Source organism: Massilia antarctica, assembly GCF_015689335.1.
Classification (GTDB): Bacteria; Pseudomonadota; Gammaproteobacteria; order Burkholderiales; family Burkholderiaceae_D; genus Telluria_A; species Telluria_A antarctica.
The window spans coordinates 6,682,587-6,703,147 of sequence record NZ_CP065053.1 but is presented as its reverse complement, the minus strand read 5'-3'; the positions used below and the strand labels follow the sequence as shown (position 1 = coordinate 6,703,147).

Sequence of the window (20,561 nt, the reverse complement as noted above, 5' to 3'; positions counted from 1 at the left end):
TGCGGTAAGAAAAACGGGGTCTCATGTCGCCAGCGCCGCGGCTAGCCACTGGCGCTGGCGCGCCAGGCAGTTCTCCAGCGTCAGTTCCGGCAGGGGCGGCGGCGCCTGGCGCGGCTGGGTGCCGGCCGCGCAGCGCAGGGCGATGGCATCGGCCCAGGCGGCGGCATCGAAAAACGGCACGCAGCTCACGCCCAGGGCGGCGGAAAATTCGAGCACCGGCGCGGTGGCCGAAGCGAGCACCGGTACGCCGCTCAGGGCCGCCTCCAGGAATGACCAGGACAGCACGAAGGGGGCGCTCCAGTAGGCGTGCACGCGGCTGATGCTGAGCAGGTCGAGGTAGGCGCGCGGCGTCAGCTGGCCGGCGAAATGCACGCGCGCGCCGTCGAGCCGCGCGCCGACCTCGGCCAGCATGTGTTCTTTCCAGCTGCGCCCGCCCGGAGCGGGATAGCCGTAGCCGACCTCGTCCCCGCCGACCACGATCGCGTGCGCGTCCGGCCGGCGCCGCAGCACGTCCGGCAGCGCGCGCATGAACACATCGAAGCCGCGCATCGGTTCCAGGTTGCGCGCCACGAAGCTGATCACTTCATCGCCCGGCGCGAACGGGGCGGCCACGCCGGGCAAAGCCAGGCGCGCCTCGGGGTTGAAGCGCAGCCGCTCGCTGTCGATGCCGTCGTGAATGACGGTGATCTTGTCGCGCGCCCAGGCCGGATAGGTGTCGCGCTGCCAGCGGGTGGGCGCGATGGCGGCGTCGGCCAGTTCCATGCTCAGCAGGTTGGTGCTGTTGCGCAGGCGCAGGCGCCAGCGCTCGGGCATGCTGAGCGGGGGTAGCCCGGGATCGAAGCCGACATCCTGGCCTTCGAGCGCGTAATAGTATTCGCAATAGAGCAGCAGTTTCGCCTGCGGGAACACATCCTTGATGAACAGCGCTTCGCCCCAGCCCGGATGGGCCAGCACGATGTCCGGCGTGAAGCCTTCGCGCTGCAGCTGCATGGCGGCGGCGGCGCAGGCTTCGGCGTGGCGCACCTGGCTTTCCTGCTCGGCCAGCAGCGGATGAATCTCGGGCATCGGCGGGCGCAGAAACTGGTAGGTGCGCAGCGCGACCCCGTCGGGCGCGGCGCGCGCGTTGCGGCACAGCGCCACCACCTGATGCCCGCGCCGCGCCAGGTCGCCCGCCAGGTGCAGGAACTGGGCCGGGAAATTCTGATGGATGAACAGGATCTTCATTGCATCACCTGCGCCAGCTCGTCCCATACGGCGGCGCCGGTGGCGGGCATGCTGGCCAGGGCCCACAAGTCCCAGTGCCGGCCTTCGTGCACGCGCACTTCGTGAAAGCCGGCCGCCAGCAGGCTGCGCCCCAGGGTGGTGGCGGTAAAGCCGGTGCGGTGCGCCATGTGCCGGTGCCCGGCGGCCAGGGCCCCCTGGTGGCCGAACAGCATGTCGAGCGGCCGGATCGGACCGGCGGGCGACTGGTATAGCGGCGAGTCGAGCTGGTCGGCGGCGATGTGCAGGGCGATGGCGCGCAGGTCGGGCAGGGTGATCAGGGCGTAGCCGTCCGCGCGCAGCACGCGGCGGAATTCGGCCAGGGCGCGCGGCACGGCGAAGGCGTCCAGATGCTCCAGGTTGTGCGAGGAAAAAATGGCATCGATGCTGGCGTCGGCCACCATGTGCAGGTCGCTGATGCTGGCCACGATGTCCGGTTCGACGGCGGGGTCGATATCGAGGCGGATTTCGTGCCATGCGGGGCCGCGCAGGCAGGCCGGCAAGCTGCGGTTGCCGCGCGCGCCGCAGCCGACGTGCAGCAGCTGGCGCGCGTGCGTGGCGGCGCCGTCGTCGGACAGGCGGCGCGCTACGCCGCTGTCGCCCGGCTGCGCTATGATCGCGCCCCCGTGCTGCCCGGGTTGGCAAAATGGAGAGGCGCCAGGGCGGGGCGCGGGGCCACGTGGGCCCTGGCCAGCAAGGCGGAAAACCAGCTGCCGGCATCGAAGCCAGGGTCCAGGCGCACCGTGTCGATGGCGATGCGGGCCTGCGCCGGGTCGGCGGCGAGCAGCACGATGCAGCCGCTTAGGCCGATCAGGTCGCTGTCGCTGAGCAAGCTTGCCCCGCTGGCGGGCGCGACCACGTCGACCACGCCGGTGCGCCACAGCGTTTCGCTGACCTCGCCGATCACCAGCAGGCGCAGGGACAGATCGGGGCGCGCGGCGACCAGGCGCGCCAGGGCCAGCACGCCGGCCGCCAGCGCTCCCGCGGTGCAGTGGGCGAGGACCGCGATGCGGGTGCACGAGGAGGCCAGCGACGGCGGCAGCGGCGCGGGCGCTGCATCGATGGCGGCCGCCGCGGGCGGCAGCGATGCGGCCAGGCAGGCGCGCGCGGCGGCCAGCGGATCGTCTTGCAGGAAGCGCCGGTAGGCGCTGTAGTAGTGCGGATAGCGCGCCATCAGCACGGCGCGGTTCTGGCGCACCCGCAGGTGTTTTTCGTCGCCGAACGAGACCCCGCCGGCATGGGCCACATACACGCCGGTGGCGATCCGGTGGCGGTAGCCGGCGGCGGCCGCGCGCAGGCACCAGTCGACTTCCTCGCCATAGCCGCGCTCGATGGCGTTGCCGTCGAGCCCGCCGATGGCGGCGAGCACCGTGGCGCGCATCAGCATGGCGAAGCCGCAGCACGCCGGCACGTCGACGTCGGCGCAGGCGCCGGCGCGGTGCAGGGCACTGGCCTGGTCGTCGAGGCGGGCCAGGCCGGCCGCGTCCGGTGCCGGGGCGGCCCTGGCGATATCGGGGAAGCTGCTGATTTCGCCATTATTCGACCACGGGGCCACGGCCGCGATATCGTCGTCCCGGTAGAGGGCGGCGCGCAGGCGGTCCAGCCAGTCGCCGTGGACCAGGGTGTCGGCATTGAGCAGGAGCACATCGTGGCCCTGCAACTGGCGCAGGCCGCGGTTGACGCTTTCGACGAACCCCAGGTTGTAGCGGTTGCGCAGCAGGCCGATGCGGCCGGCGTCGCGCTCGGCGTCGAGCCAGGCCGCCAGCGCCGGCTCGGGGCTGGCGTCATCGATCACCAGGATGGTGGCGCCGGCACGGTTGGCGGGCAGGCTGGCCAGGACGCTGGCGATGCAGGCCTGCACTTGCGCCAGGCCGCTGTGGACCGGAATGAGTACGCCCAGCGCCGTGGCGGCGGGCGGCGCGGCGGAGGTGGCGCGCGGCACGGCAAAGACCAGGGGCGAGCCGGGCAGGGCGGCGGTGGCGCCGGCCACGGCCAGCGACCAGACCCCGTCCGGGTGCGGCGGGATGAAGGAAAAGCGCGCACCCGCCGCGCCCGGCGGCAGGCGCACGTCATAGTTTTGCTGGCTCAGTTCGTCGCGCAGGCAGAGCTGGGCAGGCGGGGCCGTGTGCGCCTCGAACAGCATGCCTTCGATGGCGGCGCCGACGCGCCAGCAAGCCCCGGCCGGCAGGCAGCCGGCCTGGCGCAGGCTGGCCAGCAAGCTGGCGTGGCTGGCGGCGCGGCAGCGGGCCGGCAGCAGCGCCGGCGCCAGGGCGGCGATCCGCGCGCCGGCGCCGTGGGCGAGCCAATCGTTGATCAGTAAATCCTGCAGCCGTGCATCTTGCGGATCGCGGCGCCAGGCGTGGTACCAGGCCGCGCTACTGAAGGCGGAACGCGACGCTTGCAAGATGGTGGCGCGCAGCAAGGCCGGAATGGCCGCCTCCGCATGGCGGCGGCAAGCCGCTTCGGCGGCCAGCAGGGCGTCGGCCGGCCAGCCTTCCTGGAGAGCGTCGACCGCCTGGGCGAGCAGGAAATCCTCGCGCAGGCGTGACGCGCTCCAGGCTGCCGCAGGCGGCGTGCCCTGGACGGCAGCGGTCGCGTTCAAACAATGCCATGAACGACGGTGACCGAGCCGACCACGACCGGCTCGATGTAGTTGCCGGTGCCATCGAGGCTGTTGCCGGCCACGGAAATGAAGCCGGCCAGCACCGAGGCCCGTGATACGCCGCTGTCGAGCACATTGGTCCACCAGGCCAGGCCCTCGGCATCGGGCGCGCGGTTGAAGGTGTGCAGGTACAGGCCGTCGAGGAATTGCTGATCGGTCAGCTGCGGCTTGGCCTTGTACTCGCTCGAATCGAGGAAGCCTTGCGCGATGCTTTCCAGGGAGACGCCGGCGCGCACCGCATCCATCCAGAATTCCAGACCCTTGGCGTCCGCCACCCGTCCCAGCGCGGCCGAGTACAGGGTGCTCACGCTGGCCTCCTTGGCATCGCTGGCAAGCACCAGCGCCTGGCCGCCGTCGAGCTGGACGTACTGGATCTTGCTGATGTCCGTGGTCTTGAGGGTGCCGAGGTTGCTGACGATGGCATGGCCATCCTGGACCGTGACCTTGTAGTCGGACGCGTTGCCCTTGAGCTGGACGATCGCATTGCCCGAGGTGCCGCCGACGATGGTGCTGTTGCCCAGGCCGGCGACGATGGTGTCGTAACTGGTGCCGATGCTCGACACCGTGCTATTGCCGGTGCCCAGGGTCAGCTGGGTGTTGCGGTCGTCGGCGATGACGAACTTGTCGTTGCCGGTGCTGCCGATCACGATGCGTTCGGGGACCGTATCGGGCAGGCCGGTCGGACGCGCATCCTCGAAGCGCGCGTCGACCCCGCCCTTGCCCTGGAAAATCGTGACCGGCGCGCTGGGGCCGGCGGCAATCGTGGTCCGGGCGGTGTCGGAGGACGCTACCAACAACACCTCGCTGTTGCCGGAAACGGGAAGCTGGCCGTTCATATCGGGTATCACCGTATCGAAGGTCACCGCATTGTCGAGCGCGGTCGTCAATGCCAGGATGCGGTCGATCGTTCCCTGCGTAAACAACGTCGAACTCGAATTCATCAGGGTCGTGGTGGTCGCACTGCTTGTTAGTTGATACATCGCTACTCCTCCTCAGGTCGTTAAGACTGGCTGCCGCGATCGCAATTGGCTACGGGACGTGGCTCATGAAGCAAATTCTTCGTCTCTGTTGGCCGATTGCTCCCGCTCGGCTTGCGCAGCTGTTGCCTTGAATACTTTGGTGGTGGCCGATTCCAGCCAGGGATTGCGCTCGCTGGCGCCGGTGTCGCTGCGCTGCACGTGCAGGGTGATCGCAGTCAGGTGCTCGAGCCCCGACGGGCCGCTGAGCGGAACGGCCGCCTGCACCGGCACCTGGTAGCCGCCGCTGAAGTGGGCAGTCCCTTCCAGGCGCCATTGGCTGGCGGCCGGTCCGATCAGGGCGAAGCTCACTTCGATGATGCGCCTGGCCTCGTTACGGGTGCCGCAGAACTTGCCGCTCTTGACCATTGGCAGCACGCCGCCGCCTTCGACCGCAATGCTGTACGCGAGGTCGACTCCGTGCGGACGGTCGGGCCACATGACCTGGAAGCCTTCCAGCCGCAGCAGGCTGTCCGGGTCGCCGAGCAGGGCGCCGGGGGGCGCCATGACGTCGCCATGGCGCTCGACGTGACCGATGAGGCTAATGCCCTGGGCGCCGATGGCGATCGGCGCGGCGTGCGCCGGCGTGGACGGGGCCGCGTCGGCGGGTGCCCGCATCGGTGGCGGCACCGATCCACGCTCGAGCGCGATCTGGTCGACACGCAATGCCGGAACGGGGGCATTTTTGTTTTCCAGGAAGGCGCTGACGAGCAAGGTGACGGGAGCGTCGCTGATGTGCAGCACGATGCAGTCGGCGCCGTCGCGCAGCACGCTGCCGTGGGTGCCCGCGGTGCTGAGCAGCTCCATCCTGCCCTGCGTGGCGGGGGTGCCGGGGGCGCGCGCGATGCTCAGCGCGGCCTTGTTCCCGGTGGGATGGCGCAGGATGTAGATGCCAGGCTGGAGTATGACGGTGGAGCCGGTAATTTCCATAGTGCATGTATCCGACACAAAAATGAGAATACGGTTAAATTTCGTGTCTGAAAACTATAACGCCAAAGCATGTAAGCGCGATTGAGTCTGCTATTTTTATTTATAGTGTTGTAAAAATGGGGGTGGTGCCAAGCCAGCGGTATCAGGCTTGCGCCGGCGGTGGCGGGCCGTCGGCCACGGTGCTCATCGGCGTGAGCAGCCAGGCCAGCAGCGCCGTCCCCATCAGGAACAAACCGGCTGCGCCGAACAGCTGCGCCAAGGTGAGCTGTTGCAGCAGATAGCCCGTCAGCGCCGCCGACAGCGGGGCCACGCCCATGAAGATGAACATGGAGATGCTCATCGCCCGCCCCAGCATGGCGCGCGGCACGCGCTGCTGCAGCCAGCTGAACACGGCCACTTGCATGAACCCGCCGAGCACGCCGATCGCCAGCATCAGGGCGGCCGCCTGCCAGCTCGCCGCCACCAGTCCCAGCGGTATCAGCAACAGGCCGACCAGCACATCGCCCAGCAGCACCGTGGTGCCGAAGTTACGCACCCGGAACTTGCCCAGCACGCCGCTGAGCGCCATCCCGGCCAGGCTGCCGGCCCCGTGCACGCCCATGACCAGGCCCAGCGCCGAGGCGCCGTGCAGTACCGTGCTGGCCAGCACCGGCAGCGCCACTTGCATGGTGCCGCCCACCACGAACGAGCACAGGCCCCAGTACAGCATGCAGGTGCGCAGCGCCGTGTCGTTCCAGACCATGGCGAGGCCGGCGCCGACCGCGCGCAGCACTGCTTGCGGCGCCGCTTTCGGCGGCGCATGCGCCAGCTTTACTTTCGACAGGGTCCAGGCCGACAGCAAGAAGCTGGCGCTGTCGACGGCGAAGGCGATGCCGACGCCGGCCGCGCCCGCGCCGGCCGCACTGCCGGCCGCATGGCCGCTGCCGTCGCCGAACAGCGCCATCAAGAGGCCGGCCAGCAGCGGCCCGGCCAGCATGGTGACCTGGCGTACGCCCATCATCATGCCGTTGGCCATCGGCAGCTGGGCCGGCGCCACCACGTTCGGCAGCATCGAGGTGCCGGCCGGGATGCTGAAGGCCGAGGCGAAGCCGATCGCCAGCGCCAGCATGCTGATCGCGCCCAAGCTCACGTGCCCGGTAAACACCATCCCGGCCAGCAGCGCCAGCAGCACGGTGTTGACGTATTTGCTGATCATCAGCATCGACTTGGGCGAATAGCGGTCGACCAGGGCGCCGCCGAGCAAAATGAAAATCGCGCGCGGCACGCTCATCAGGGCGATCACCAGGCCCATCTTGAACGGGTCGCCCGTGCTCACCAGCACCAGCCAGGGCAGGGCGATGATGGTGAACTGGTCGCCCAGCGCTGAAATGATGGCGCCGCCCATCATCCAGCGGAAATCCGGGTCGCGCAGCAGGGCCGTGCGCGTTTGTCGTGGATTGTCCATGGCGCTTAGCTGTTGCTCAGGTTGATGCCGGCGATCTGTCCCAGGATGGACGACATCGCTTCAAGCTGGTCCGGCGCGAAGGGGCGCAGCGCTTCGCGGCTGATCAGGTCGACGACATCGCTGGCATTGAGCGCCAGTTCCTTGCCCGTCGCGGTGATCACGGCAAAGCCAACCCTGGCATCGCGCGGATCGGCTTCGCGCGTAACCAGGCCGATTTTCTCCAGCGGCAGCAGGCTGCGCGTGATGCCGGATGCGGTCAGCCCCAGCCGTTCGGCCAGGTCGACCCGGCGCAGGCGCCCGCCCGGGGCACGGCTCAGGTGGTTGAGGATCTGGAAGTCGGAAAAGCTGATGCCGTGATGCCCGCCCAGCGAATTGTCGAAGCGGCGCAGCAGGGCCGCGTTGGCGCGCGCCATGCGCAGGCAGAGTTCGGCGTGGGAATTCAATTCGTTCATTGCGTTATCCTTTAGAAATACGGTACTGATGCTTGAGTATGCAAGTATATAGGCTTTTAAAACGCGTGGCCACTTATTTTCGCCCATCGTTGCGGATGGGCGAATCGGTGGCCACGCGCTACGGCGTGAGCCGGACTTGCTTAGCGGCCGCGGCCGCCCGAACGATGCGGTGCGGCCGGGCGCGGACCGCGCGCGCCAGCCGTACCACCACCACCGCCGCCGCCAGCACCACCGGCGCTGCGTGGCTTGGCCGGCGCACGGCCACCGCCGCCGCCGACCTTGACCACCTGGCCGCCGCCGGAACGGCCGCCGCGGCCGCCGTGGCCTGGCGCACCGCTGCGCAATTGCACAGGCTGTGCGCGCGCGTTCGGGTCCGGCTCGAAACCGGCGATGATCTGGCGCGGCAGGGTCTGCTTGATCAGCTTCTCGATATCCTTGAGCATGTCGTGCTCGTCCACGCAGACCAGGGACACGGCTTCGCCGGTGGCGCCGGCGCGGCCGGTGCGGCCGATACGGTGCACATAGTCTTCAGGAATGTTCGGCAGATCGTAGTTGACCACGTGCGGCAACTGGTCGATATCGATACCGCGCGCGGCGATGTCGGTGGCGACCAGCACTTGCAGGGCGCCATCCTTGAATTCCGACAGCGCCTTGGTGCGCGCCGACTGGCTCTTGTTGCCGTGGATCGCCATCGCGCCGATGCCGTCGGCGCCGAGCTGTTCGACCAGCTTGTTGGCGCCATGCTTGGTGCGGGTAAAGACCAGCACTTGCGTCCATTTGTTCGACTTGATCAGGTGCGACAGCATCGGGTGTTTCTTGTCGCGGTCGACCGGGTGGATCTTCTGGGCGATGACTTCGACCGTTGAATTGCGGCGCGCCACTTCGATCATGGCTGGCTTGTTGAGCAAGCCATCGGCCAGGGCCTTGATCTCTTCCGAGAAGGTGGCCGAGAACAGCAGGTTCTGGCGCTTGGCCGGCAGGGCCGCCAGCACTTTCTTGATGTCGCGGATGAAACCCATGTCGAGCATGCGGTCGGCTTCGTCCAGGATCAGGATTTCGACCTTCGACAGGTCGACCGTGCGCTGTTCCATGTGGTCCAGCAGGCGGCCGGGGGTGGCCACCAGGATGTCGACGCCGTGCTTGAGCTGCTTGATCTGCGGATTGATGCCGACGCCACCGAAGATGACGGCCGAATTGAGCTGGGTGTACTTGCCGTACACGCGCACGCTTTCCTCGACCTGGGCCGCCAGTTCGCGGGTCGGGGTCAGGATCAGCGCGCGTACCGAGCGCGGCGAGGTCTTGCTGGCCAGGGCCGCGCCAACCGCATCGGTCGACAGGCGGTTCAGGATCGGCAGGGTAAAGCCGGCGGTCTTGCCGGTGCCGGTTTGTGCGCCCGCCAGCAGGTCGCCGCCGTTCAGCACGGCGGGGATCGCCTGGGTCTGGATCGGGGTCGGGACGGTGTAACCGTGTTCGGTTACGGCACGAACGATAGCATCGGACAGGCCGAGTTTAGAAAATGACATGATAACTTTATGGTGGAGATCGGCCCGTCGCTCATTGCAGAAAGCGCCAGTCGCAGGCAATCAATATTAGAAAATCGTGGTGGCAAAGGCACTGGAAACGGTGCCACCCGACATTGCAGCATACACAGCGATGCTGAATTTAACAGAAATCAGTTTCGCTGTGGAAATTTCACGTGCGGCTTGTTAAGCCTGGCGGAGGGAAAGCGGAGGCCGGACAAGGCCTCCAGTACAGCTTAGTGGCGTATTTTACGCGAAAGGCGCCAACAAGGTGACCATCTGGCCAAACACCTTGGGGCTGGCGGCGATGATATCGCCCTTGTGCAGGTAGGCGGACTCGCCGTTGAACTCGCCGCAGATGCCGCCCGCTTCCGTCACCAGCAGGGAGCCGGCGGCGATATCCCAGGCTTTCAAGCCCTTTTCATAGAAGCCATCGCTGCGGCCGGCGGCCACGTTGGCCAGTTCCAGCGCGGCCGAACCGGCGCTGCGCACGGCCTGGCAACGCTCGGCGACGACGCCGTACATCTTCATGTAGTCGGCCAATGCGCGCGGACCGGCGCCGTGACCCGAGCACAGCAGGGTGTTGGCCAGGCGGTCGTGCTTGGTGACCCGGATACGCTTGTCGTTCAGGTAGGCGCCGGCGCCCTTGGAGGCGGTGTACAGGTCGTTACGCACCGGATCGTAGATGACGGCCTGGGTGACGATGCCGCGCTGGGCCAGCGCGATCGAGACGCAATAGTTGGGGTAGCCGTGCATGAAATTGGTGGTGCCATCGATCGGGTCGATGATCCAGGCGAATTCGCTCTCGTCGTTCAGATTGGCGGATGCACCCGATTCCTCGGCCAGGATCGCATGGTCGGGATAGGCTTTGAGCAAGGTTTCGATGATCGCCTGTTCGGCCGCCTGGTCGACATCGGTGACGAAATCGTTGTGTTGTTTTTCAGTAACACTGATGCGGTCGACGTCGAAGGACGCGCGCTGGATCACGGTGGCGGCGCGGCGAGCTGCCTTGATCGCCGTATTGAGCATTGGGTGCATGTAGAGCTTCCGTTAAAAGAACGCTAACGCCCACGGCGCCCCCTTGGGCGCAGCGTACGGTAGTGAACAAGAATGAATTAAAGAGCGGTGCGGCGGCGAACTGGTTAAAATCGCGGGCTTGTCAGCCCTGTTTTAATGATCCGCTACTGCGCGATAGCGCTATTTTAAATGAACACGCCCGAAATCAACACGTCTGTTTTCAAACGCCTCCGGTTTGTGCTGGTCGAGACCAGCCGCGCCGGCAATATCGGCGCCGTCGCCCGCGCCATCAAAACCATGGGATTTACCGACCTGGTGCTGGTCAATCCGCGTTTTCCCGACGCCGTGGCCGACCCCGAAGCGGTGGCCTTCGCCAGCGGCGCCCAGGATGTCCTGGAAGGGGCGCGCATCGTCGGCAGCATCGGCGAGGCGCTCGAAGGCTGCAATTTCGCCGCCGCGGTGTCGGCGCGCCTGCGCGAATTTTCGCCGCCGGTCCTCGGTCCGCGCGAGTTCGCCGGCCATGTGGCGGGGCAGGGCGACTTGTCGGCCGCGCTCGTTTTCGGCAACGAGCGCTTCGGCCTGCCGAACCAGATCGTCGAGCAGTGCAATGTGCTGATCAATATTCCGGCCAATCCCGACTATTCCTCGCTCAACCTGGCGCAGGCGGCCCAGGTGCTGGCCTATGAATGCCGGGTGGCCGGCATGGATAGCGAGAGCGCGGCGCCGGCCCCGAGCCCGATTGGCTTTCATGGCGACTCCGCCAGCCTGGACCAGGTCGAGGGCATGTACGCGCATCTGGAGCAGGCGCTGGTGGCGATCGACTTTCTCGACGCCGACAATCCCAAGAAACTCATGCCGCGCCTGAAGCGCCTGTTCTCGCGCACCCAGCTCGAAACCGAGGAAGTCAACATCCTGCGCGGCATCGCGCGCCATATCCTCAAGGCGCGCGGCCAGCCGTGAGGGCAAGGCGCTGCGCGACGGGGAAATCATTTTCCCCCACCGGCCTGACATGTTGAAGAACGGGCAATCGGAAACCGGGCGGGCTCTCCATGTCCTTTAATTCCACGCCCAGTCCCTTTTCGGTCTTGCAAGAACTCGGCATCGTCGACGCCAGCGACTACAAACGCGTCCTGGCGCATCCGGACCGCGCCGAGCTGTTCGGCTACCTGGCGCTGGACGACTATGTGGTGTGGCTGGTGGGGCGCGGCCTCTTGTCCAAGGCAAGCCTTGAGGCGGGCCGGGCACGGATCGTTGAAGACGGCGCCGGCCACCAGTATCTGCCGCTGATCGCGCGCGCGCAGCACAAGCTGCTGGTGCTGGAGGCGCGCGCCAGCCACGACTGTTTCCACACCTTGGTGGCCGAAGGGATCATCACCGGGGACGAATGCGAGGACGCCCTCGTCGTTGTGATGGAAGATGAAGTAATCGATTCCCCGGCCGCGGCGCTGGCCTGGATGGTGCTTGAAGCGGAGATGACGCCCGAACGGCTCGACGAGATTCGCGCCGTCGAAGGGGGCAGCGCGCGGCGCGCGGCGATCATCGCCGAGGCCGATATGCTGCTCGACGAGCATGGCGCAGCCGCGCGCGAGGCATCTGCCCGGGTGCGCTGGCGCTGGCTGGGCGCGCTGGTGCTGGCAGCTGGCGTCGCCATGTGGATTTCGGCCCGGCTGGCGCCGCAGCCTCAGCCGGAACCGGCCCCGGCGTCAGTGCCGACATGCGACGACGCCGGCATCGTGCGCACCATCAATACTGCGATGGCCACGTCCTTGCCGGCCCACGATGGCATGTCGATCGCCATGGCGCGCGGACGGCCGCTGCCGAAGCCCGCGCTGGACCGCTACGTTGAGGTCGGTTTTGCCAGCGAAACCGGCATCCGCGGCTGCTTCGCCCGTCTGAGCGGAGGCGATCGCGCCCAGGTCCATGCATATATCCTCGCGCGCGACGCCGTTACCGGGCGCATTGTCCTCAACGCCGCGGCTGCGTCGATGGTTCAGGCGCGCTACGGCCATCTCGACGCCGGGGGCAGGTTCATCCACCGGGCCGACCCGATCGGCCGCGCCGCGCTGCGCAAGGCCTTCGACGCCGCAGCCGACCAGATCACCGAGGGCAAGCTCGATCCGCTGATGATCGCCCAGCTCCGGCGCACGGTGGACCGTAAGGTGCGGTATGCCGAGGAGGATCCCGAACCCGAGCATGTACGCCGGATCGTCGATATCGAGCCGCTGGCGCCGTGCCGCGATCTTGGCTCCGGGAACAGCTTCAGCTGCCGCCTGATGGTCGAGCACAACGATCCGGTGAGCGTGGTGTTTGGCGGAACCAAGGTGCACGAAGGCGATTTTACCGTTGTGCGCGATGGCCCGGGGGGCGCCTGGCGCATGGGCAGCGTTTTTTCCAGGGAACTGGGCATCGCCACTGCCGGCGCGCCGCCCGCGCCGCCCTGAACCGCGCCGCGGCTCAGTACGCGTATAACTGTTTGCGCGCCGGCTTCAGAACCCGGTCAGGACTGTGCGCACATGTTCCATGTGGGTCGGCCCGGCCACGAATCCGCCCGCCAGCTTGCGAAATAGTTGCACTTCGTCGCTGGCAGCGAAATGCACAGTGTGGTCTTCCAAGGTATCTCAGGCGATCACCACTTTGTAGGTGTCGGGGTTTTCCACCGAGCGCTCCAGCCGCAGCGAGCGGCAGCCGCGCGATCGCTGGAACAGGGGCACTGCCTCCGGGGTCGTCACAATTTCGTAGAACATCAGGGCTCTTCAGGTTAGTGGATGGGGCACCTTGCCCGGTCGGCGAAGGTGAATTTCATGGCAACGCAACCGACCAGCACATGCAAATTGAGATTACTTGCCGGAGTTGACCGGCTGTTTCCGGCCGAACGTTGCCATTTTACTCGACAGTATGCTGCTCGTTTTGGCGCAAGGCTGCATCCGCCCCAAAGCAGGCTGTCGCATCGGCACTAGGCCGCTGGACATCCCTCGTATGATTTAGGCATGTAACCCCAAATTCTAAGGACACTATTATGCGACGCAAGCCCAGCTTCCGCTGTTTTGGTCCCACGTGTTGCACCAAATTCCCCCATTTTCATCGGCAATAAATGCACAGGCTACCTTCATATTTACGGCGACGCCCACTGGCCTGACAAGTTTCGCCGACGGCGTGCCGAGTGGGTTCCAAGTCCACAGATACATCCAGAGCGTGTTATCCTCGGAGAGCACGTAAATGGCACACCCTGTACCTTCAAATGATGCTGCGCCGACGCCAATCACTGGCGTGGAGCCTTGACCCGACAACAGGGGGGTGCGAAACGGAGCCTGCTGTGAGGACGGGTCGAACTGAAATGTCCAGACATTGTTGGTAGAGTCAATAATTGCGGCGGTTGCAAACGGATAGATTCCCCCGGTTGGTGAAGCACCCGTCATGGCAGCTGCCATCGTCGCGCCAATAGGTTCTGTTATTTGCACCCCGGGCGGCGCATCCAGGGAATTCCACTCCGGGTTCGGTCCACAATATATGTTACCGCCTTGGCCCAATGCTAAACAATACGGTCCGCCGTTGACGACGTCAGGCATTCCGGTGACACCTATAGTTCCGAAAACAGGTTGACCAAAGGGAGAGGGGATGCCACTCCAATTCCAGCGGTTCGGTATTGAACCGTAACTGGTGCAGCAATACAGATTGCCGTCCGATCCGAACACAAATACATTGACAGTTGATTCGCCTAAACTTGCGCCAGCGTAAGCCTTAGCAATGATGCCGTTTGGCATTGGTCCCAGCGACGCCCAATTCCCATCGTAATTCGCCCAGATATTACCGTCATCGCCTAACGCGAAAGCATATCCGTTTGACGTACCGGCCGGGTCAGCTGTTGCACCTATTCCGCTTATCAGGCCAACACCAGGTGGTGCACCGAGGCCAACGCCAGTCCAATTATTTTCATCAGACAACAACAGCTGTAGTAGATTTTGCTCAGGATCAATAACATACAAGCTAATTCGCTCGTCGTTCATCGTAGCCACACCGACCGGAATGTTCGTCCGCGATTTCGCGTCAACGCTCTTTAACAGATTCATGGGTAACTCCATTAAGAAACTCATCGGAGGGCGGAGGAGCCAGTTTCTTGCCTCGGCGATGAACTTGGATGATTAGACTCGTGGGATCGTGTGCCGATTCGTAGTTGGCCGCTCTTTAAAGCCCGCTGTGTTTTGCGTACACTAATTCAATTCGCATCTTTGCTCCCGACCGATGACCCAAGCCCGGCACAGCCAGGCCCGCACTACGAAAGCGATTTTCATCAGACACTCCCTTTGATAGCTCGACAGTGGACCGCCCCAGCGCGTCAATTCATTAGTTTGCACGGCGACCGACTACCGCTACGGGGGCTGCAGATATCGGAACGCGATGTGCCGCATGTATTCGCATATGGACGATCAGTACGGCAGCCATCGCGCCCGAGCCTCGGCGCGTTGGTCGGTCGCCCAGGCTAGGCGGTGTATTTGCCACACCCCCGAAGGTACTGCAACAATAGCGCAATGACAATTTCTAATTTACGGTAAAAAAATAAATACCAAAAATTGAACATGGCTGGACGTGGCCTATGACATAGGATAGCTGCCAGTGCTTCTGACTGCGTGTACAGAAGGTTCGATCAATCTGTCGATTTAAGCATTTTTGGCGCTTCCGGTGTGACATCGACGAGGTGCAGGACGCCACAGGCGTGATCGATGGCAGATCCATAGTCCAGCAGGAACCCCGCGACATGGTCAATCCTGTGCGTGCGGCTCAATGCAAGGGCAATACGCACTCGAGCGAGCAGTCGCTTCTCGGTGAGATTTATTGTTGAGCTCATATTTCCTCCTCAAACTTTTGCACTCGCCGCAAAAATCGGCTTGAGGAGAATCAAAGTTCGTGTGGCCTGGTTGTCGCTTTGCGACATCGCAACCACATTGCCAACTGTGTAATGCGTACCTGACTAACCTAACTAGCGTCATACATCCGATTCACGGACATCGCCCCATCATTTCATCCTGCCTGTTTCTGGCCGGATGCTGACCGTATAAATATGAGTTAGTACGGAACAGCTCATCGTCCTTAATTAACGAAGGAAGCTGGGGTAGCCCAACAGCTTCAATAAATCCTACCAAGCTGCGCAATGCAAAAGCGCCTCGGCTGAATCCAAAACCGAATATTCGGTCACCTGCTTCATATCGTTCCGCCAGGAATCGATACGCATCGCGAATACGCTCGGAAGTTCCCGTTCCTGTTGCACCGTCGAAAGTGTCGGCAAACTTCGTGCCCCTACTGCCCACGCCATTCAAGTACAGTGCTGACCCCGTTCCCCACTTGAGAGGTGCCATCGCGCCGTAGGAATGTTTAGCATCGATTTCGCATCCCGTCAGGGCTTTCAAGTCTTCGCAACGTTTGTTTCGGTTTCAGTTTCTTCGGCGCTAACCTGGTTAATGTCTTTCTGTCCTGGAGCATTCCAAGTGCCATCGATGCATATTACATATGTCGTGGTCATTTTCTTGACCAATCAAGTTCATGAAAGGTTCTTATTCGAGGTCGGCTTTTGGCCAACAGCGGCCGGTCGCAATGGCTCAGTGTACGCGGCTGTTGTTCATTGAGCAAGCAAAGGGTTTTGCCAGGCGCTCCAAGCCGATCAGCTTTCCTCCGCCAGTTTCACCATATGCAGCAGCTCGGCGATTGTCGGGCCAATGTAAGGCCTTGGATTTCCGCACATCCAGCAGCTGCACACGGCCGGGGTATGCAGCAGGATCCCATGGCGACGCGGATCGGTAGCGTTATCGATGCCTGAATAAAAACGGCGTGCTCGCTTGAGGCGAACCGCATGATGGCGCCGAAGCGCGCGCGACATATCTTTCATGAACTTCTCCATGTACCCCGGCGGCACGATTGCCGCCGGGGATAGGTATGGAGTAGCTCGTCCAATGGACAATTTTCATCTGTTCTCTGTTAAAACACATCGAATGGTTCCTTGCGCCCGGCGTAGATATGCCCCATGGCGCGCCGCTCGCGCCCGACGATGGTGCCGACAAAGTGCGCCGGCTTTTTCATCTTCTTGAAGCTGGAAAAGCCACGGTCGAGGAACTGGTGCAGCTCGCTCACCCCGGCCAGCCTGGCCGGCGCGCGCATCACCGACAGGGTCAGCGACAAGAGCGGGATGCGCACCAGCGCGCACAGCGAGTCGCCCAGTTGCTGCACCAGGTCGAGCTGGCGCGCGCGGTCCTCGGGCGCGCTGGCGCTGCGGTAGGTCATCAGATAGGCCGCTTCATCGAAATCGGCGCCGAGCACGCGCGCCATGCCGGTATCGAGCTTTTCGGTCAGCGCGTCGAGCGCGATGGCGCCGGTGATGGTGTGCAGCGACTCGACCGGCAGCAGCCGTTGCAGGCTCGGCACGATGCGTTCCAGGTCGGCCTCGCGCTGCCCGAGATCGTGGGCGCCGTAGATATCGTTGAGGAAGAACGCGGCCGCCTCGCGCGTGTCGGGCGCGGCCAGCAGGTCGGGATGGGTGGCCGCCAGGCGCGTCGACTGGTAGCGCTTGACGGCGGTGCGCGCCGCCTGCAGGGCCGGATCACGGCGCGCCGCCTCGCGCTCGGCCGCGACCGCGCGCAGATGGCGCTCCAGTTCAATCACCAGGGTGTCTTTGTTCATGCGTCTTGAAACCGGCGGATGGATGTCAGACGTACACTACCTCAAAAGCAGCATGGCGGCCAGCAGCAGCGCTTGCGCCAGCACCAGTCCGATTTGCCAGAGCAGGAAGCGGCGCGCGCCTTGCCAGCGCTGCGCCAGGGTGCGCTGCGGCAGGGGGGCGACCCGGCCCATGCAGGCGCCCAGGGCCGCGTCGAAGGCGGCATCGTGCTCCGGAGCGCGCGCCAGCACGGCGAACAGGTCGGCATCGAGCGCGGCGCGCCAGGCGACATATTTTTCAATCAGTCCCAGCAGCAGGGCGATCACCGACATCAGCCTCAGCGGATCGAGCAGCCCGCACGCCACGCCCAAGGCCAGCAGCAGGGAGGACGCGTGATCGATGGGGGCGCCCACGCGCAGAAAAGCCGCCATCACGCCGGCGGCCGTGGCTTGCTCGCGCAGGATCGGCTCAGCCATGTGCGCGCGTGTCCAGCAGGGCCAGCTGAGCCTGGTTCAGGACCACTTGCGGGCGCGCCCTGCGCAGCATGGCCAGCGCCTCGCCGGCATCGGCCGCCAAGCCCTGGCGCAGCAGCCAGGCGGCGATCACCAGCGCGCTGCGCGAGTAGCCCAGGGCGCAGTGCACCAGCACCGGTGCCTGCGCGTGCAGGCGGTCGAGGGCATCGATGGCGGCGTTGAGCTGGGCCGGCGAGGGCGCGCGCAGGTCGAGCATCGGCACGCTCTCGTAGTGCGTGCGGCGCTGCGGCGCGGCGTGGAATTCGGCGGTCAGGTCGAGCACCGCCATGCCGGCCAGCGCTTCGCGTCCGGGTACGCGGCCGATCCACACGCCTGGCACCACCTCGGCGCGCGCTGGAATGGCGCGCGTGAACCAGCGCGACGAGGTCCAGGCGGCTATCTGGTAGGGCAGCAGCAGGGTGCGGGCGGCCCAACTGGTGCGCCCGCCATGCTTCTGGAACACGCTCACGCCGAAGTAACTATAAGCCAGGGCGACCAGCAGCAAGGCCGTGCCCGGCCACGTCAGCAGCCAGGCCCAGCCGCCCAGCAGCGCCGCCGCCACCCAGCAGGCCGCGCCGCCGGCGCCGTACAGCAGCGCCAGCGGCTTGCCGCGCCCGCTTGGGGGCTCGGCAAGCCGCCAGCCGTGCGGGGCGTCGGGAAACACATACACGCAGGCCACCGCCACCAGCAGGCCGCCGACGACGTCGATGGCGTGGTGCTGGAAGGTGGTCAGGACCGACACGCCGATCAGGAAAAACCAGACGTGCAGCAGCCAGCGCCCCACGCCGCGCAAGTGGCGCGCGTACACCAGCCACAACAGGACCAGCAGGCTGATATGCAGCGAGGGCGCCTGGTTGAAGGGCTTGTCGAAGCCGGCCAGCGCCGTAAACAGCGCACCGTTGAAGCCTGCGGTGTCGGGCCGGTCGAAGGAAAAGCGCAGCGGGAACAGGAAGAAGCAGACCACCGACACGCAGGTGGCCATCAGCAGGCGCCTGGCGTGGGTGTCGAGCTCGGCCTTGGTGGCGCACAGGAACAGCGAGACGGCATAGAAGGCGTCGATCGACATGTACGGCAGGATGGTCCAGTCCCAGAACGGGATATGGCGTTCCCATTCAAAGGCCAGGCTGCCCACGTGCGGCAGGCTGGCGCTCCACCAGTTGGCCAGCCCGTAGCTAAGAAAGAAGAAGGGGCCAAGGAAGGCCAGCCACACGCAGGCGCGGCGCCACGGCCGCCCCTGTGCCGCCGGGGAATCCAGTGCTGTCGCGGGGGCGGTCATTTAGTGCGCGGCGGCGCTGCGGCGCGCCAGCGAGACGGTGAAAATGCCCCATTCGTCGGTGAACTGGTCGACTTTTTGAAAGCCGGCATCGGCCACCAACTGGTCCATTTCGCCCTGGGTACGGCGCCGCATGACCCAGGCTTGCCCCTGGCGGTGGCTGGTCAGCGAGCGTGCGATCAGTTCCAGCTGGGGATGCCATGGCTGGCCGGTGTAGACCAGGTAGCCGCCTTCATCGACCGCCTCGGCCAGCCCGGCCAGCGAGGTGCGGATCAGGGCGTTGTCGGGGAACAGTTCGTACAGTCCCGACACCACCGCCAGGGTCGGGCGCGGCGTGAGCGATGCCAGCGAGGCGCGGTCGAAGGCGTCGCCCAGCACGAAGCGGGCGCGCGCGCCCATGCCCATCGACGCGATCAGGCGGGCACCGCCGTCGACATTGAGCTGGCTGTAGTCGCGCAGCAAGATCTGCTCGACCCGCTGCTGTTGCGGCGCCAGCGCTTCCAGGATGTAGCGGCCATGGCCGGCGGCGATGTCGACGATGCGCACCGGCGTGCGCGCCGCCTCCAGGCGTCCGATGGCGCTGGCGATCAGGCGTTCCAGGTGCAGCTTGCGCACGCGGATGCCGCGCCAGCCGACGCTGTCGAGATAGATGCGGTCGATCAGCTTGCCCAGCAGCGGCACGCCGGCCGCCTTGTTGCGGTAAACATAGTCGAGCGTGCTGCCCGAGTCGAAGCCGGTGGTTTCGCCCAGGCGCAAGCCTTCCGACAGCCTGGCGCCGACCCCGATCCAGAAGCGCGACATGGCCCAGTAGGCGCGCGCGGCGGCGGACGCCGGGGGCAGGCTGATGCGGTCGAATTCGGCCTTGGTCAGGCCGCGTTTGTCGGCGTCGAGCAGGCTGGGGATGGACGCGGGCGCGGCGAACTGGCGCATGATGAAGGCGCGCGCCAGGTCGACCGCCTTGGCCCGGTCGAGTTCGCCAAGGGTATCGTGATAAAAGCCGTCGAGCACATGCTTTTCCTTGACCGTGCTGCCCAGCCGCTCGAAAAACGCGTGCTGCGGCCCGTGCTGCACCACCCAGTCGGCGCCCGAGATCAGCAGCTGGGTCGGCACCGTGATGGCGCCGGCGTCGGCCACCACGCGCTCGCCGGTCTGGTACAGCCCCAGCAAGATATTGACGGCGATCGGACGGGTAATCAGCGGGTCGGCGTCATACGAGGCGATGCGGGCCGGATCGTGGGTCAGGTACTTGGCCTTGACATAGGAATTGACGAAAAACTTGCCGCGCAGTGCCTGCAGCAGCGCCAGGCCCGGGCGCGCCAGCGGCACGTACAGCTTGACCTTGAAGGCGGGTGAAGCGAGCACCAGGGCGCGGATGGCCGGTGCGTAGTCGTGCACCCAGGCCGCTGCCACCACCGCGCCCACGCTTTGCGCGATCACGGCCAGTTCGCCCGGCGCGATGGCGTAAGTGGCGCCGATATGGGCGATGAAGGCATCCATGTCCTTGACCAGGGTGGCCATGCTCTCGGCATAGCCGCGCTCGCCCGCCGAGCGGCCCAGCCCGCGCGCATCCCAGGCGAAGAAGGAGAACTCGGGCAATGCCAGTTCATCGACCAGATGCGCCACGCGGCCTCCGTGCTCGTGCCCGCGGTGAAACAGCACGAGCGCGCGCCGCGCACTGGCGCCGACGCCAGGCCAGTAGCGGTAGAACAGGCGCGTACCGTCGAAGCTGTCGAAGCCGCATTCCTGGCATGCGCGCGCGCTGTTGCTGCTGTTGCTGTTGTCAATGGTCATCAGTCAAGATCCTGGGTGGGGGAGTGCGTTGGTGTAAGAAG

At 65.4% G+C, this 20,561-nt stretch carries 21 protein-coding genes; 2 read left to right on the top strand and 19 right to left on the bottom strand.

Annotated elements, in window-relative coordinates; all coding sequences use genetic code 11:
- Positions 1-21: 21 nt before the first annotated feature.
- From IV454_RS29385 to IV454_RS29345, 9 genes are all read right to left on the bottom strand, one after another.
- Complete coding sequence (locus IV454_RS29385; RefSeq protein ID WP_206089176.1) at positions 22-1,224, bottom strand: glycosyltransferase; 1,203 nt, start codon at positions 1,222-1,224, stop codon at positions 22-24.
- The gene (locus tag IV454_RS29380) at positions 1,221-1,799 is read right to left on the bottom strand and encodes a class I SAM-dependent methyltransferase (RefSeq protein ID WP_282961434.1); all 579 of its coding nucleotides are present in this window, start codon (positions 1,797-1,799) and stop codon (positions 1,221-1,223) included. The genes IV454_RS29385 and IV454_RS29380 overlap by 4 nt, the downstream gene beginning before the upstream one ends.
- 71 nt (positions 1,800-1,870) lie before the next feature.
- Positions 1,871-3,862, bottom strand: coding sequence for a glycosyltransferase family 2 protein (locus IV454_RS29375; protein ID WP_206089174.1), 1,992 nt, complete (start codon positions 3,860-3,862; stop codon positions 1,871-1,873).
- Positions 3,859-4,902 carry a DUF4214 domain-containing protein gene (locus IV454_RS29370; protein ID WP_082692081.1) on the bottom strand — a complete coding sequence of 348 codons (1,044 nt, stop codon included), beginning with the start codon at positions 4,900-4,902 and terminating at the stop codon, positions 3,859-3,861. Before IV454_RS29370 ends, IV454_RS29375 begins: the two co-directional genes overlap by 4 nt.
- Positions 4,903-4,965: 63 nt before the next feature.
- On the bottom strand, positions 4,966-5,868 hold the full coding sequence (locus IV454_RS29365) for a hypothetical protein (RefSeq protein ID WP_206089173.1): 903 nt from the start codon (positions 5,866-5,868) through the stop codon (positions 4,966-4,968).
- A gap of 142 nt (positions 5,869-6,010) precedes the next feature.
- Complete coding sequence (locus IV454_RS29360) at positions 6,011-7,312, bottom strand: MFS transporter (RefSeq protein WP_206089172.1); 1,302 nt, start codon at positions 7,310-7,312, stop codon at positions 6,011-6,013.
- 5 nt (positions 7,313-7,317) lie between these two features.
- Positions 7,318-7,764, bottom strand: a complete 447-nt coding sequence (locus IV454_RS29355) for a MarR family winged helix-turn-helix transcriptional regulator (protein WP_206089171.1) — start codon at positions 7,762-7,764, stop codon at positions 7,318-7,320.
- A 140-nt stretch (positions 7,765-7,904) separates the two neighbouring features.
- The gene (locus tag IV454_RS29350) at positions 7,905-9,287 is read right to left on the bottom strand and encodes a DEAD/DEAH box helicase (protein WP_206089170.1); all 1,383 of its coding nucleotides are present in this window, start codon (positions 9,285-9,287) and stop codon (positions 7,905-7,907) included.
- 246 nt (positions 9,288-9,533) lie between these two features.
- A complete protein-coding gene (locus tag IV454_RS29345) occupies positions 9,534-10,313 on the bottom strand; it encodes an inositol monophosphatase family protein (RefSeq protein ID WP_206092898.1) in 780 nt (259 codons plus the stop codon).
- A gap of 177 nt (positions 10,314-10,490) precedes the next feature.
- On the opposite strand from IV454_RS29345, the gene IV454_RS29340 reads away from it, so the two are divergent.
- The gene (locus IV454_RS29340; protein ID WP_206089169.1) at positions 10,491-11,261 is read left to right on the top strand and encodes an RNA methyltransferase; all 771 of its coding nucleotides are present in this window, start codon (positions 10,491-10,493) and stop codon (positions 11,259-11,261) included.
- 89 nt (positions 11,262-11,350) lie between these two features.
- Positions 11,351-12,742, top strand: coding sequence for a hypothetical protein (locus tag IV454_RS29335; protein ID WP_206089168.1), 1,392 nt, complete (start codon positions 11,351-11,353; stop codon positions 12,740-12,742).
- A gap of 45 nt (positions 12,743-12,787) precedes the next feature.
- Here the strand turns inward: IV454_RS29335 and IV454_RS33445 are convergent, their stop codons facing one another.
- The 10 genes from IV454_RS33445 to IV454_RS29295 form a co-directional block, all read right to left on the bottom strand.
- Positions 12,788-12,913 (bottom strand): hypothetical protein, encoded by a 126-nt coding sequence (locus IV454_RS33445; protein WP_282961388.1) that lies wholly within the window; start codon positions 12,911-12,913, stop codon positions 12,788-12,790.
- 6 nt (positions 12,914-12,919) lie between these two features.
- On the bottom strand, positions 12,920-13,045 hold the full coding sequence (locus IV454_RS33440; RefSeq protein WP_282961387.1) for a hypothetical protein: 126 nt from the start codon (positions 13,043-13,045) through the stop codon (positions 12,920-12,922).
- A gap of 270 nt (positions 13,046-13,315) precedes the next feature.
- Positions 13,316-14,368 carry a hypothetical protein gene (locus IV454_RS29330; RefSeq protein ID WP_206089167.1) on the bottom strand — a complete coding sequence of 351 codons (1,053 nt, stop codon included), beginning with the start codon at positions 14,366-14,368 and terminating at the stop codon, positions 13,316-13,318.
- A gap of 575 nt (positions 14,369-14,943) precedes the next feature.
- Positions 14,944-15,144 (bottom strand): hypothetical protein, encoded by a 201-nt coding sequence (locus IV454_RS29325; protein ID WP_206089166.1) that lies wholly within the window; start codon positions 15,142-15,144, stop codon positions 14,944-14,946.
- 151 nt (positions 15,145-15,295) lie between these two features.
- Positions 15,296-15,703: a phospholipase effector Tle1 domain-containing protein gene (locus IV454_RS29320; RefSeq protein WP_206089165.1), complete on the bottom strand. Its 408-nt coding sequence runs from the start codon at positions 15,701-15,703 to the stop codon at positions 15,296-15,298.
- A 251-nt stretch (positions 15,704-15,954) separates the two neighbouring features.
- On the bottom strand, positions 15,955-16,179 hold the full coding sequence (locus IV454_RS29315) for a hypothetical protein (protein ID WP_206089164.1): 225 nt from the start codon (positions 16,177-16,179) through the stop codon (positions 15,955-15,957).
- A gap of 89 nt (positions 16,180-16,268) precedes the next feature.
- Positions 16,269-16,967: a DUF8198 family protein gene (locus IV454_RS29310; RefSeq protein WP_206089163.1), complete on the bottom strand. Its 699-nt coding sequence runs from the start codon at positions 16,965-16,967 to the stop codon at positions 16,269-16,271.
- Between the two features lie 36 nt (positions 16,968-17,003).
- Positions 17,004-17,420 (bottom strand): hypothetical protein, encoded by a 417-nt coding sequence (locus tag IV454_RS29305; protein WP_206089162.1) that lies wholly within the window; start codon positions 17,418-17,420, stop codon positions 17,004-17,006.
- Positions 17,413-18,732, bottom strand: a complete 1,320-nt coding sequence (locus IV454_RS29300) for a phosphatase PAP2/dual specificity phosphatase family protein (protein WP_206089161.1) — start codon at positions 18,730-18,732, stop codon at positions 17,413-17,415. The genes IV454_RS29305 and IV454_RS29300 overlap by 8 nt, the downstream gene beginning before the upstream one ends.
- Positions 18,733-20,520: a bifunctional alpha/beta hydrolase/class I SAM-dependent methyltransferase gene (locus IV454_RS29295; protein ID WP_206089160.1), complete on the bottom strand. Its 1,788-nt coding sequence runs from the start codon at positions 20,518-20,520 to the stop codon at positions 18,733-18,735.
- Positions 20,521-20,561: the final 41 nt, after the last annotated feature.